Genomic DNA, 14006 nt, shown 5'->3' with positions numbered 1-14006 from the left:
GCGAGTAGGTTATGAGTAATAATATAGTTTTATTAGCATTGATAAAAAATACTATAACTAAAATGAAAAGAAGTTTTAGTAATATTATTTTATGGGATATTTGTGCTGACAATACCAAAATCAGATTATTCATAGTTAGCTTTTGTTTTGCTGTGTTTTTTTGTGGGTTGTCATACCGCTTAATAATCGTTGCGACTAATGGTTATGTTAAGCCAGAATATCAAGTAAAGAGTAGTAACTTTAGAAAAGAGATAGTAGACCGCAATGGTAATTTATTAGCAGTTAACTTACCCTCTTCCTCATTATTTGTTAATCCACAAAAAGTAATCAACCCAGAGCAATCTTTAGAAAGATTATCTAAAATCTTGCCTGAGATTGATAAAACGAAATTACTTGCAGAACTAAAGGGTAATAAAAGTTTTGTGTGGGTAAAAAGGGATTTATTGCCAAAAGAACAAGAGGCGGTGTTAAATTTGGCAATGCCAGGCTTTAGTTTTGAACAAGAACAAAAGAGGATATATACTTTCTCCAATTTATTATCACATGTTATAGGATATGTGGGTAGGGATTTGGCTGGTCTTGCTGGGTTGGAAAGGAGTTATGACAAATTTTTAACTAATTCAGATTTTGACTTAGCACAGCCAGAACAACTTAAAAAACCACTTGAATTATCTATAGATGTAAGATTACAGAATATCCTAAATGAAGAAATAGATAAGACATTAAAGGAATTTAGTGCAATAGGAGCGGTAGGGATAATTGCCAATCCTAATAATGGTGAAATTCTAGCTCTGATTAGTAAACCTGATTTCAATCCACATTACCCGAGTAGTGCAAAGCCAGAAGAGTTGTTTAATATGGCAAGTCTTGGTATTTATGAGATGGGGTCGGTATTTAAAACCTTAACTATGGCTGTAGGTTTTGATACTGATGCTATAGCAATGAACGATGCTTATGATATTAGCTATATGAAGGTAGGGGCGTTTAATGTAAAAGATTATCACCCAAGGCATGGGTGGCATAGTGTTCCAGAAATTTTTCTGCATTCATCAAATATTGGGGTTAGCCAAATTATGTTAGAAGTCGGCAAAAATGATTTCAAAAAATACTTAAAAAGATTAGGGTTACTAGATCAGCTTAAAATTGAATTGCCAGAGAGAGGCACCCCTCTGTTTCCATCCGATAAGAGATGGAGTGATTTAACGAGTGTTGTAATGTCATATGGTTATGGTATTTCAATTAGTCCTTTACACTTTATACAAGCAGTATTGCCGGTAGTGAATGGTGGGACATTATATGATTTGACTCTAATCAAAAGACAAGATGAACCTCTTGTTGGCACAAAGGTTTTTAGTGAAAAAACCTCTAAGCAAATGAGTGAATTATTTCGTTTTGTGGTAAAAGAAGGCACCGGACGTAGAGCTGATGTAAAAGGATATCTTGTTGGTGGGAAGACTGGTACGGCTGAGAAATTAACGGCAGATGGGCATGGCAAAAGAAGGTATCTTAAGAATAGCAGAATGTCATCATTTTTAGGTGTATTACCAGCTTCTAATCCACAATATGTTATTTTTATAATGTTTGATGAGCCAAAAGGAACAAAGGAGTCCTTTGGTTTTGCTACTGCCGGCTGGACTGCTGCTCCTACCGTTGGGAGAGTCCTTGAGCGAATGGTGTCACTATATGGAATAGAGCCGATTGAAAAAGGTGAGGAATTGTGATTATTAAATAGTGAACATACGCTATGATGTCCTTGCGACTTATCTTCGAGATAGAAAAGTGCTAAGAATGTTGAGGTAAAGAGGTTTGTAGGGATTTTGTTATAGTGTAAATGATGTTTTTTGTTTGATATTATCAGATTCCAGAGATGTAATCTCTTTCATGTATATTACAATCGTTCCAAATAGAAATTCTCGCCCTGCAATATTGCTTCGCACTTCCTATCGTGAAGGTGGAAAAATATTAAATAAAACTCTAGTTAGTACTACAGTTGTAGATTGAATGTGAGTGTTCACGGAAAAAAGGTTAAAGTATAAGATGTCATTGCGAGGAGGTTGCCAGACCGACGAAGCAATCCAGGAAAGTGATTAGAAATGGATTGCTTCGTTGACCTTACGGTCTCCTCGCAATGACGCTTGGTGATCAGGTTTTTTTATTCATCACAAAAAAATCGTGAATGCTCACATCTAAACTACAACTGTAGTATTAGGATAACTTATTGAATTTTCTAAACGCACTACTCTTATGTGATTCAAATAATCCATCAAAACTAGAGTTTCTAAATCTTATAAGCCAAGATTGTATTGTTTTCCAGTGCGATCCAACTATCATAGATACAGTTGCCTGATTGCAGGTGATGCATTGCTAATAAGCGTATGCGATTTCTTCCGTGCAACTCGTTTTTCATTAGGCTTATGAAATCATGTTCATGAAAACCTTTTGGTAATATATGTTTTTGCTATTTTAGTACCTGCACAAATTTATACTTCCATATATAATACCTCCTTAACTATTTCAATTGGTATAATATGGTTACGTTAAAAATTTTGTCAACAGAACCTAAAATTGCTGCAAAAAATTTTTTATGTTGACCTATCAGTGGATGGTTATATAATCCACGGTTTCTATAAAGATAAAATTGTATAATGAATAAATTAGCAAAAATATTATCTATAATTTGTATATATTTCTTGTTTTTTACCAAAGCTCAGGCAGATGAGATTGAGGCTGATCAGAGATTTTTTTATATTGGGGCGGAAGCTGGCATAGTAAAGCCGGTGGTAGAGAAATTTCGCCATGATTCGGGTACTGACTTTACTTTAAAAAGGTCTAAGATGTATAGCGGTAAGATTGGTTACAGCTTCTACCCACAAATGGCTATTGAGTTTTCAGCAACACATCATCCACAATACCGGCTAAATTATGTTTTACCCAAACAAGAGGTTGCCGGTTTAATTATACCACAAACTCCAGGTGCCACTAAGATAATTTCCAATTTATATATGCTTAATATTGTATATGATTTTGACAAAATTAAAGAAGTAACTCCTTTTATCATATTAGGGGCTGGGATTGCCCAAGTAAAAGTTAGTTCCGCTTCCTCTCGTTGGAACTTAATGGATGTAGAGTATTTTAGAATTAGAAACACTCGTAGTAATTGTTTTGCTTGGCAAGTAGGTCTTGGGATTTCTAAGGATTTATCTAGTAATTTTAGCGTTGATATAGCAGTAAAATTACAAGCTGCTCATTCCATAAAGATTAATTATGATACTTTGGATATGCAAACTCAGAAATTTATCCCAGCAATTCCTATCAAAAAAACCATAGGGGTTGGAGAGTTTGGTATAGGATTTACTTATAGATTACCAATTTAATGTAAAAAGACTATTAGTGTATTAAGTTTTTTAGTATATAATGCATTTAAATTTAGTGTGGAGAACATATGACTACTGATTTAGAGCTTACCTCAGCCTCTCATAATACATACGATGAACTACCTTATGAAAGCTATCCGTATGCTTTAACCGATCCGTACCACCTACAAACACTTGCTGTGTTATTTGGTATGAAACCACCGGCTGTTGAAACTGCTAGAGTTTTGGAGCTAGGATGTGCTGCAGGAGGTAATTTAATACCTCATGCTGTTAATTATCCTAAAGCACACTTTATTGGAGTCGATCTATCTAAAGTACAAATAGATGAAGCTAATAAACATAAAGAAGGATTAAATCTTAAAAATATAGAATTCCGACATTGTTCGATTACAGATATTGATGAATCATTTGGTAAATTTGATTATATAATTTGTCATGGGGTAATCTCTTGGGTGCCAAAATTTGTTCAGGATAAAATTTTTGAAGTAGGTAATAAAAATTTATCAGATAATGGTATTGTGTATATTAGTTATAATACCTTACCCGGCTGGAATATGATTCGTACTATAAGAGATATGATGCTTTATCACTCAAATACCTTTAATAACATTAAAGATAAAATTGCTCAATCTAGATTATTACTTGAATTCATTAATGATAGCTTGGAAGCTTCCAACTCTCCTTATGCTCAAGTGTTACAAACTGAAGCTAGTTTGCTTGCCAAACAAAATGATCATTATTTGCGTCATGACCATTTAGAAGAAGATAATGTACAATATTATTTTCATGAGTTTATGGATGAGGCTAAGAAAAATAATTTGCAATATCTGTCTGATTGTAGTGTCTCTACCATGTATTTAGGAAATATGCCAGCAAAAGCAGTGGAAAAATTACAAGCAATAAATGATATTGTTAGAACAGAACAATATATGGATTTCATTACCAATCGTCGATTTAGGTCGACCTTACTTTGCCATAATAGTGTTAAATTAAATAGGTCTATCAATAACGAAGATATTACTAAATTTAATATGACATTTAATATAGTGCCAGAAAAGCCTTTTGTTGATATAGATATTAACTCACTTGAACCAGAGAAATTTTTTTATAATGGTAATAAGGATAATAGTTTATCAACATCTTCTCCTTATATGAAAGCGGTACTCTATACTTTCTCTGAGAATATCAATAATCCGATGAGTTTTGATAAAATTGCTGTTAGTAGTAATAAAAAATTGCAAGGAGCAAAACTGAATGAAATAAAGGCTGAATTTTTAGCTAATGCCATGAAGTTAGTGTTGCAAGGATATATTAATATCACCTTACAAAATACTAGGAAAGAAGTAAATCTTGATAAACCTAAAACATCAAAGCTTATTTCATATCAGGTAACTCATACATCCAATATGTGGGTAACAAACCAAAGACATGAAGTGGTAGCTATCAATCTTTTTGAGAAATTTGCTCTACGATATATGGACGGTAAGCACGACCACAAGCAAATAATTGAATCTGTCATGCAGCATGTTACTTCTGGTGAGATGACCTTAAGTCGTGATGGTAATAAAATTGAGAATATTGATGAAATCAATAAAGAATTAGCATCATTCTTGCAGCCTACATTAACTAAGTTTGTCGCTAATGCTTTGCTGATTTAAAGATAGGATATTGCTAGGTTCTGTGAATAAAATTTTAATTGTCTAGATTTCGAGTGTTTTTAAGCAAAAATTAATAAGATTTTTGCAAGGATAGTGTATCTATTTCAAAAAAATCTTATAATTTGCAGCTAAAAAGAGTCAAAATCTAGACCCAATTAAAATTTTGTTCACACCTAGTAATATTGCTTATCCAAATATAAAAAAGATAGCTTTAATTATACAGGATAATGATAGCACAAATATTAGCCCCACTAAGTATAAAATTACAAACCAAAGCCATTGTTTGCATTTCTGAGAAATAAAAATTTTTCTCAATTTACTAATACATTGGGTGATGAGTTGATTTTCCACGGAATATATAATAACAATAAATTGTGTAACCTAATATTATCGGTAAAAGTAACGCAGCTCCTACCAACATTAGAGATTGTGATTCGGCTATTGCTGCCGATTGCCATAAAGATATTTGATATGGTACGGTAAAAGGCCAAATGCTTAAAATTAGCCCTAAATAGCCCAGAGTAAAAAGTAAAACTGAGTAACAAAAAGGTTGGTATTCTTTATTTTTATAAAGAGTGGTGAATAACATAAATAATGTAAAAATAGTTAAAATAGGAATGAATGATAGATATGCAAAATTAGGCATAGTAAACCAAAATATACGAATTCTCTCGTTTAAAAATGGTACCCATAAACTTACTAGCCCCATAAATAACATAACATAAATTAATACATATGCTGCAGATTTACGAGCCCATATTTGCGTATCTTTGTCAGTTTTCATGATAAGCCAAGTACAACCAAGTAGGGCATAACCAAATACCAGAGCAATACCGGTCATCAGAGAAAAAGGGGTGAGCCAATCAAAAGCATCGCCAGCAAATACCCTGCCATCCACTTTAACGCCTTGGATAAAAGCTCCCAGCATAATTCCCTGAAATAAGGTGGCAATGATAGAACCAAAATGGAAAGAATAATCCCATATGTAGCGATCCTTTGGAGTGGCTTTAAATCTAAATTCAAAAGCTACCCCGCGAAAAACTAAGCCCAAAAGCATTGCGATAATTGGTATATAGAAGGCTGACATCAAAATTGCATAAGCCAGTGGGAACGCAACAAATAATCCACCACCACCTAAAACTAACCAAGTTTCATTACCATCCCAAAATGGTGCTATGGAATTCATCATTTTATTGCGGCAATCTTGAGTAGGAGCAAATGGAAATAATATACCAACCCCCAGATCAAAACCATCTAGTAATACATACAGAAATATTGCTATGACAATTAGTCCACCCCAAACTAAAGGTAAATCTATATAGGGAGCAAAGTTAAGCATGGTTGTTATCCTCCTCTATTGGATTTCCTAAACTGTGGAAACCATATGTCTCTTCTTTTATTATTATAGTAGGTCCTTTCTTTATTAAATCTATAATATAATAAGTGGCACTGCCAAATATAAAAACATAAACTATCACAAAGGCAATTAATGAAGTAAAGATATATTGCCCTAGTACTGGTGAAGATGCTTCAGATGTTCTGATTATATTATATACTATATAAGGTTGCCTACCAATTTCCGTAACAAACCATCCGGATAGCACGGCTACAAAGCCAGTTGGCGTCATCAACATACACCAATATTGGAACCATTTAGTATCAAACAATCTTTTACGTAAATATAAGACTACGGCAATCACCCCAGTAATTATCATCAACATACCGATTCCTACCATTATTCGGAAACATAAAAATACTATTAATACCGGGGGGCGATTTTCTTTTGACCATTCTTTTAGCCCTTGTACTTCTCCATCTAAGCTATGGGTCAGTATTAAACTAGCAATTTTTGGAATATCTATCGTATATTTTGTTGTTTCTTCTTGATCTGATGGCCAGCCAAAGACCCTAAGGGCAGCACCTTTTTCTGTATCCCAAATACCTTCCATAGCAGCAATTTTTGCAGGCTGATGTTCTAGGGTATTTAACCCGTGTTGGTCGCCAATAAAAAGCTGTATTGGAGCAACAAATACTGCCATCAACATTGCCATACCAAACATGATTTTAGCATGGGCAACAAATTTTCTCTGTACAAGATACCAAGCAGCGACGCCACCAATAACAAAGGCTGTAGTTAAGTATGATGCAACAATCATATGACAGAAACGATATGGAAATGAAGGATTAAAAATAATTTCTAACCAATTTGTCGGATATAAAATATTATCGGCTCGTACTTCATAACCAGTAGGAGTTTGCATCCAGCTATTAGCTGACAGAATCCAAAAGGCAGAGATAATTGTACCAATTGCCACGATTAAAGTAGCAGCAAAATGCATTTTCTTACTAACTTTATTCCAACCAAACAACATCACTCCAAGAAAAGACGATTCCAAAAAGAAGGCAGCAAGCACTTCAAAACCGAGAAGTGGTCCAAGTACATTACCTACCTTATCAGAGAAACCTGACCAATTAGTACCAATTTGGTAAGACAGAACAACGCCGGATACTACCCCCATACCAAAGGTAATAGCAAAAATCTTAATCCAAAATTTATATATTTCTTGGTAAATATTATTGCCAGTTTTGAGCCATAACCCTTCTACTACAGCCAGCCAGTTAGCAAGACCAATTGTGAAGGACGGAAAAATTATATGGAAGCTTATAGTAAAAGCAAATTGTATACGAGATAGTAGATTAGGATCAAATTCCATATGATTATTTCAATTGATATTACAGGTGCATACGTCATTGCGAGAAGGAATAGCCGACGAAGCAATCCATTTTTGGTTATTTTTTGGATTGCATCAATGCTACTAAAGTAGCTCCTCGCTAATAGACGTCTTGTTACTTTAACTTTTTTTTCGTGAACACTCTATCCACATCTTTATAGCTTAAAAAATCTTCCCAATCGGATAATTGAAAATTAATTTCTTTAGCTAATTTCCTAATTCTTATACTGCCATTTGGACACTATCAATATCTTTTACGAGACTTACTGGTACTATTTTTGCAGTTACTTTACCTCTTTTGGTAATTAATATTTCTTCACCTTTGCTTGCCCGATCTAGTATTTTAGAAAAATGAGTTTTTGCATCAAAGGCTGATATTGAGTTTTGCATATAACCTACTAGTTTCTTGTCTAGTTTATTATAATAGTTTTGATAAAAAAATCTATCTTTAATAATTATCGTAGGCAGCATCCTAGTACATAATTTTCAACTTCATCGATAATTCCTTGTATTTCTACTGTTAAACGAGATAATTTCATGGAGATAATCCTAATTTGATATTGATAATTCCGATAATATAATAAGACAAAATCTCCCGGTTGATATTTGATAAAATTTGCCGGCATGATAAATCTTAAAATTTTAGTTTCAGTAGCAGCATTTTTTAGGATTAGCTGCCCTAATCTTTCCGCTTCCAGGCAAGATAGTATAATAGGTAGCCTTAAGACTGGAATAGCTCTATGTGAAAAATTCTCACTATTTATTTGGCAAAAGCCATTATTATAATTATCACACCGATCAATAAAGTTTAGCCCTAATTTACTAATAATGCTAGTTTTAGAAATTTCCATTTGTTCTAAATAACTATTGCTTGATAATTTAACCAATATTTTTGAACTAACCTTACAGAGAGGTGAATATCCACGCTTGGTAAATTTAATTTGTTCCTGATAAGCTATGATATCAAAGAAATATATAATCCTTAGAGAGTTAATAATATCAATGCAAGATAACGCTTTATTTAATACCAACCCTTCTACCGCTTCATCAAGAGTAGATATGTCGATGTTCTTTAGTGGAATATTGCATCTATAAGACAATTCAAGAATTATTGCCGCTAAATTACAAGCCCCAAACTTATTATTCACCCAATGTCCTTTTGCCCATAAGTTACCATCTCGCCAAATATTATTATGGGGCCAAGCTGGATAAGGTCTGGCATCCCAAGTCCATAAAAACATTTGTTCGATATATTCTTGTGTTTGCCAATATTCAATAAATCCCCGTATAGCTTTACGCTGAATGGAAAAATCAACTTCACCAGTAGAATGTTTTGGTACTCCGCCATCAATACATAAAGGATCAAAGAATATATTAGGTTGATTAGTTGCTTTATCAATAGAAGGGAAACCAAACTCTGTAAACCAAATTTTCTTCATTTTTGGTTGCCATTCTGTTGTTATCCCATCAGGATTGCGATGATAATTCTCCCACCAATATCTTAAATTCTTCCAAGCATAATCTTCTGATAATTGACGTTGACTATTATTGTCATCTACAAAGTAATCATATCCTTCGCCTGATTGCCAACCTTTAATGATTTCTTCTGACGAAATTCTGGAATTTACCGTTCTTGTTACAGGAAAGTAAGCATCAATACCAACAAAATCTATATATTCTGAGGCAAATAACTTATCTAAATTATACCATCCGTCTTTGGTATGGTGATATTCTGACCAATCTGCAGCATAAGTCACAAGTACATTATCACCAACGATATTTTTAACTAATTTTGCTAGTTTTATCAGTTCCATAACAGCAGGAAAATTATTATGTTGATCTCTGATACTAGTTAAACCTATTAACTCAGACCCGATTACAAAACTATCAATATGATCCTTAACTAACTCAGCATAATGTAGAATGAAATCATTATAACCTTGATCTTTATTAAAAAAATCTACTACCGAACTTATCGAACCTGTCAAATGACCCCGCCATGGTTTTTGCCAAATATCCAAAAAAAACATTGGATAAAACATGATTTTAAAGTTTCTACGCTTTAATTCCTGTAAGTAACGTATGATACTCGCATCATTGACTGTACCACCATATTTAGGGAAATTATCTGCATCTCGTGATACTAATCTTGCCGTATCACGTGAATATTTACCAACTTGCCATTGTTCTGAGTATTGGGTATGCGGATCATTAAATTCTACGGCAGGTTTGATAATACAATTTTTAATATCCAAACTATCGCCAAACCAGCATACAACTGGTGCAACCCATTTGATATTAGGACATATAATTTTCATTTGATCCAGACTATAAACACTATCAGCAATGTTACGATAATTATTGGAATTTATTGGTTTTTTATTGATCACACCCCCCAAAGAATTGGTAATGGTTTTATACTGTATTAGGCAATCATAAACAAATTCCCCTGAACCTGGGATAATGTCAACCGCCTCAACCAAATCCTCTACGCTCTTGCTTTCAACATGACTAGGAATATTAGCTTTCCTGGTTACTTCAAAGGAGAAATTTGGTATAGAATTATTAAAATCAGCTAATGGTAGCTCTTCAAATACCGCGTAGCTTAATCCACGGAAAGCTGGTACTTGCCCTTGAGGATCAGTCGCAGCAATTAAAGGATCGGCTATTTGCTCTTCTGACCCTAAATAAAGCCTGAATGTATATTGTTCAAGATTGAGCAACTGATCATTAGCCCATACTCTACTAATTTCAGCAATTTCACCTTCACATATGGCAACTGCAAAGGATAAATAATATTCGCATTCTGTTAAATTATGGATGGCGGTAGTTCCTTGAGTATCTGATACACCTGGTTGTGTAACGTTGGTAATTTGTACTTCCTTAATTTGGTTTGCCCAAATTATTTTACCATTGACCCTTGCCGTACCAAAAACTAACGCTATTGGATGTCCATAAACAGCTTTTGATAGGACAAAACTCTCCCTAATATTTTTAAAATGATAATATTCCTCGGGTTGATGATTTAAATATTCTAAATAATCACCTAATGTCTTACCTGCAAATCGTCCAATAGTTGATAATATACCTCCACCAAAAACACCACCTATGCTACTTCCTATGTTACCTAGAATCTGACTAAACATATTAATATCTTATATTTTTTAGTTAATATAAGATACTATATCACATAATATCTCTGCACTAAGTGTATCGACTCATTTAATTTATATTTTTTTGTTAAAACTAAAATTTACCTCTTAACCCTTTACATACATCAATTGACTATAACGACTCATTAAGAGCTTGTAGATTAGCTTTACTAAACATCGCTCGATCAGCTATAAAGCATACATCCTCTATATTATCTTATTTTTATGCATTTAGGATTTGTGAGAAAATATCCATCTTTGAACCTTGCTCAACATAATTTTTTATAATAGTTTTTAGACTTTCTGGCAGAATAACTATATTATCAATTTGGTCTATGGGCTTCCAAATGAAACTATGGAATTTATGATCCATTGCTACAGGTGGATGAGATAAATCTAACCCCTTAATATCAATATTATATACAATATTTAATTCATGATAAATTGATCCTTTACGCTTCCAACTGCATTCCAATATACCGGCAAACTCTGATTCCTCTATCTCTAGATTCATTTCTTCCCATATTTCTCGTTTCAAAGCTTGTAAAGATGGTTCATTATATTCAACATGCCCACCTGGCAAGAAAAAAATATTTGGTGGAAAATTTGGATTATCAGATGTAGCAGTAGTAAGCAATATGTGATTATTATGAATAATTATTCCACGTACTATTACATTGATACCAGTATCAATGTGTTTTGTTTGTGATAATTCTAATTTTTGTACACATGCTGTATGCTTTTCACCAGTGAAGTTTTCTGTAACAAATTTTTCAATTATATCCTGAGATTCTTCTAAAGAGGAGTTTTGGCTACCTAAACATACAACATTTGCATTAAGCTTTTGCCTAGTTTGTATAGAGTCTTCCGTTGATCGTGATATAATTGCCCTTATATGGGTAAATCTATTGAGTGCAATAGCTACTTCTTGACCACTCTCGCATATCATCACCCCTATGTCTTCTGTATTTCGGAGCCTATCTGCTAACAATCTAGAAATATCAACATAATCTAGTGGAGAATCATCATCAATACCTAAATCCTCAGATTCAAAACCACTTAAATTATGCTGATCTATCAGAGCTTTACGCAATTCTATGCCACGATAATCGCTAGCATATACCAACTTTCTACTCATTACAAATTCTCCTAGTATTAATCGATTTATCCTTCAAATCCTTAACTATAGTCAATTGATGAGAAGTTGGTGACGTCGTCGCTCAATGCTCGCTTATTACTTATCACACTACTGGACAAAAATGTAGGAAGGGTTGAAAAGGCTAGCAAATAGAATATTTTAGATAGGATACACAAAAAATCTTAGGTATTCTATGTTGCTAGCCAAGTTATTATTTAATCATTTTAAGATGATAAATTCAAGATATAATACATTTAAAGGCATAATAAAATCGTTAATTTTATGTCGAGGTAGTAAAAAAAATATGGCAGAGGAAATAGAAGGAAATACTTTGTTAGATTCAAAAATAAAATCTGTATATAGATTTTTAGAAAAAGATTTTATTAATATTGATGACTATTACAAATTTATGACCCCTCTTCTTCCTGAAGGTAAAGTCATATTATCATTAGATAGGACTACTTGGGAGTTAGGAAAAGAGATTAGAAATATATTAGTATACTACTAATAAATGAAGGGTTGCAAAGATAGGAGAGATATTATAGAGTATATGATATTATGAGCAAAAATGTATTGACAGAAGAACAAAGAGAAAAATTGAAGGAACGTCATAAGACAGAACGAGACGGACGGATACGTGATCGTATTAAGGCAGTTTTGATGTATGACGATGGGTATAATAATGTAGAGATTGCTAAGGTACTACTCCTGAGCCACGAAGCGATAAGAAAACATATTGTTGATTATCAAAAAACCAATAAGCTTAATACCACAATGGAGGTAGCACAAGCAAATTAAATGATGTTGAGCAGGCAGAATTAGTGAATCACCTAGAAGCAAATAATTATGTTTATGCTAAAGATATCATGCATCACATTGAGAACAAATATGGTGTGACATATACGATAACGGGAGTAACAAAATTACTATACAAACTGGGGTTTGTTTACAAGAAGCCGAAAGTGGTACCAGCTAAGCTGGATTTTGACAAGCAAGAATTATTTAAGTTAAATTACAGTTTACTAAAAGGGAATCTCAGAGATAAGGAAGCCATATATTTTATGGACGGTGTTCATCCTCGGTATCAAGCAAAGGCAAGGTGCGGTTGGATAAGAAAGAACCAAGATAAGACCTTACCAACATTCAGTGGCTGGAGAAGAAAGCACATGATTGGTGCTATTAACCTAGTTAATTTACAGTTAGTAAGCACAGAGAGTCCCAAAATAAATGGGGAGCAGATAGTTGATTTCCTACAGAGATTGGAAGAGGAGAATAGTGACAAGGAAAAAATATATTTAATCTGTGATAATGCTAGTTACCACAAATCCAAGAAAGTGAAAGAATATCTAGCAAATAGTAAGATAGAGATGGTATTTTTACCGCCATACAGTCCAAATCTTAACCCAATTGAGAGATTATGGAAGTTTATGCACAGTATTACAACTACTAATAAATTTTATCATAATTTTGAACAATTTTCGGAAGCAATAAACAAATTTTTTAGCAACATCGCCGATTATAAATATAGGTTACGTACCTTAATAAATGATAACTTCCAAACTATTACTGTTAACCATTTCTGCAACTCTTCAGGTTAATTGAGTATATTACCAATAAGGTGATGATTACGGTATTTGCTATGGTAGCAGAACTAGAGCGTGATTTTATATCTGAACGTACTAAAGAAGGTTTGCGTGCTAGAGTTGCCAAGGGCATTAAACTTGGTAAGCCCAAAGGAACATTACAAAAATCGATGTATGATAATGATCAAGAGAAAATCTTTCATTTGTATAAACTTGGAGTTCCCTTACATAAAATTATTTCTACACACCTTCTCTATGGTAAATAATGGTCACTGAAAAAATATATTGAAAAACGATACCCCCAACTTTAGATTTTCCTAAACTTAACGTAGCTTCCAGTTAAAATCAAAAAATAACGTGGTTTCCCGT

Annotated in this window: 11 protein-coding genes and 1 pseudogene; 7 read left to right on the top strand and 5 right to left on the bottom strand. The window is 33.4% G+C overall.

The annotated features are described in order from the left end of the window. The first annotated feature begins 62 nt into the window (after positions 1 to 62). The 3 genes and pseudogenes from ACFELY_RS00705 to ACFELY_RS00695 form a co-directional block, all read left to right on the top strand. Positions 63 to 1721: a penicillin-binding protein 2 gene (locus ACFELY_RS00705; protein WP_341749410.1), complete on the top strand. Its 1659-nt coding sequence runs from the start codon at positions 63 to 65 to the stop codon at positions 1719 to 1721. Positions 1722 to 2645: 924 nt separating this feature from the next. Further along, entirely contained in the window at positions 2646 to 3374 is a 729-nt protein-coding gene (locus tag ACFELY_RS00700; protein ID WP_375333360.1) for an outer membrane protein, read from the top strand. Between the two features lie 95 nt (positions 3375 to 3469). Further along, a pseudogene (locus ACFELY_RS00695) lies at positions 3470 to 5032 on the top strand (methyltransferase regulatory domain-containing protein); the annotation flags it as partial. 319 nt (positions 5033 to 5351) lie between these two features. On the opposite strand, the gene cydB reads toward ACFELY_RS00695, so the two are convergent. From cydB to ACFELY_RS00670, 5 genes are all read right to left on the bottom strand, one after another. Beyond that, a complete protein-coding gene (gene cydB / locus ACFELY_RS00690; protein WP_341758956.1) occupies positions 5352 to 6371 on the bottom strand; it encodes a cytochrome d ubiquinol oxidase subunit II in 1020 nt (339 codons plus the stop codon). Continuing rightward, entirely contained in the window at positions 6364 to 7746 is a 1383-nt protein-coding gene (locus ACFELY_RS00685) for a cytochrome ubiquinol oxidase subunit I (RefSeq protein WP_375333359.1), read from the bottom strand. The genes cydB and ACFELY_RS00685 overlap by 8 nt, the downstream gene beginning before the upstream one ends. 240 nt (positions 7747 to 7986) lie before the next feature. Beyond that, on the bottom strand, positions 7987 to 8154 hold the full coding sequence (locus tag ACFELY_RS00680) for a type II toxin-antitoxin system Phd/YefM family antitoxin (RefSeq protein ID WP_375333358.1): 168 nt from the start codon (positions 8152 to 8154) through the stop codon (positions 7987 to 7989). 65 nt (positions 8155 to 8219) lie between these two features. Then, positions 8220 to 10910 carry a glycoside hydrolase TIM-barrel-like domain-containing protein gene (locus tag ACFELY_RS00675; protein WP_375333357.1) on the bottom strand — a complete coding sequence of 897 codons (2691 nt, stop codon included), beginning with the start codon at positions 10908 to 10910 and terminating at the stop codon, positions 8220 to 8222. 229 nt (positions 10911 to 11139) lie between these two features. Beyond that, a complete protein-coding gene (locus ACFELY_RS00670; RefSeq protein ID WP_341748652.1) occupies positions 11140 to 12054 on the bottom strand; it encodes an RpiB/LacA/LacB family sugar-phosphate isomerase in 915 nt (304 codons plus the stop codon). A 193-nt stretch (positions 12055 to 12247) separates the two neighbouring features. Between ACFELY_RS00670 and ACFELY_RS00665 the strand changes: the two genes are divergently transcribed. Genes ACFELY_RS00665 through ACFELY_RS00650 form a run of 4 tightly spaced genes read left to right on the top strand, consistent with a single transcriptional unit; the run spans position 12248 to position 13903 of the window. After that, positions 12248 to 12562, top strand: coding sequence for a hypothetical protein (locus tag ACFELY_RS00665; protein WP_375333356.1), 315 nt, complete (start codon positions 12248 to 12250; stop codon positions 12560 to 12562). A gap of 50 nt (positions 12563 to 12612) precedes the next feature. Further along, a complete protein-coding gene (locus ACFELY_RS00660) occupies positions 12613 to 12852 on the top strand; it encodes a hypothetical protein (protein ID WP_375333355.1) in 240 nt (79 codons plus the stop codon). A gap of 23 nt (positions 12853 to 12875) precedes the next feature. Next, positions 12876 to 13652 carry an IS630 family transposase gene (locus tag ACFELY_RS00655; protein WP_375333354.1) on the top strand — a complete coding sequence of 259 codons (777 nt, stop codon included), beginning with the start codon at positions 12876 to 12878 and terminating at the stop codon, positions 13650 to 13652. 23 nt (positions 13653 to 13675) lie between these two features. After that, positions 13676 to 13903 carry a recombinase family protein gene (locus ACFELY_RS00650; RefSeq protein ID WP_375333353.1) on the top strand — a complete coding sequence of 76 codons (228 nt, stop codon included), beginning with the start codon at positions 13676 to 13678 and terminating at the stop codon, positions 13901 to 13903. Positions 13904 to 14006: the final 103 nt, after the last annotated feature.

The sequence above is a fragment of the Candidatus Tisiphia endosymbiont of Xenochironomus xenolabis genome (assembly GCF_964264705.1).
In the GTDB taxonomy this organism is placed as follows: Bacteria; Pseudomonadota; Alphaproteobacteria; order Rickettsiales; family Rickettsiaceae; genus Tisiphia.
Note: the sequence above shows the minus strand (reverse complement) of the source record. Positions and strands in the feature narration are given on the sequence as shown.

Coding starts and splice junctions, on each gene's coding strand:
- ACFELY_RS00665 (WP_375333356.1), top strand. CDS start 12,248: ATGTTGCTAGCCAAGTTATTATTTAATCATTTTAAGATGATAAATTCA.
- ACFELY_RS00700 (WP_375333360.1), top strand. CDS start 2,646: ATGAATAAATTAGCAAAAATATTATCTATAATTTGTATATATTTCTTG.
- ACFELY_RS00660 (WP_375333355.1), top strand. CDS start 12,613: ATGAGCAAAAATGTATTGACAGAAGAACAAAGAGAAAAATTGAAGGAA.
- ACFELY_RS00670 (WP_341748652.1), bottom strand. CDS start 12,054: ATGAGTAGAAAGTTGGTATATGCTAGCGATTATCGTGGCATAGAATTG.
- ACFELY_RS00705 (WP_341749410.1), top strand. CDS start 63: ATGAAAAGAAGTTTTAGTAATATTATTTTATGGGATATTTGTGCTGAC.
- ACFELY_RS00680 (WP_375333358.1), bottom strand. CDS start 8,154: ATGCAAAACTCAATATCAGCCTTTGATGCAAAAACTCATTTTTCTAAA.
- ACFELY_RS00650 (WP_375333353.1), top strand. CDS start 13,676: ATGATTACGGTATTTGCTATGGTAGCAGAACTAGAGCGTGATTTTATA.
- cydB (WP_341758956.1), bottom strand. CDS start 6,371: ATGCTTAACTTTGCTCCCTATATAGATTTACCTTTAGTTTGGGGTGGA.
- ACFELY_RS00685 (WP_375333359.1), bottom strand. CDS start 7,746: ATGGAATTTGATCCTAATCTACTATCTCGTATACAATTTGCTTTTACT.
- ACFELY_RS00675 (WP_375333357.1), bottom strand. CDS start 10,910: ATGTTTAGTCAGATTCTAGGTAACATAGGAAGTAGCATAGGTGGTGTT.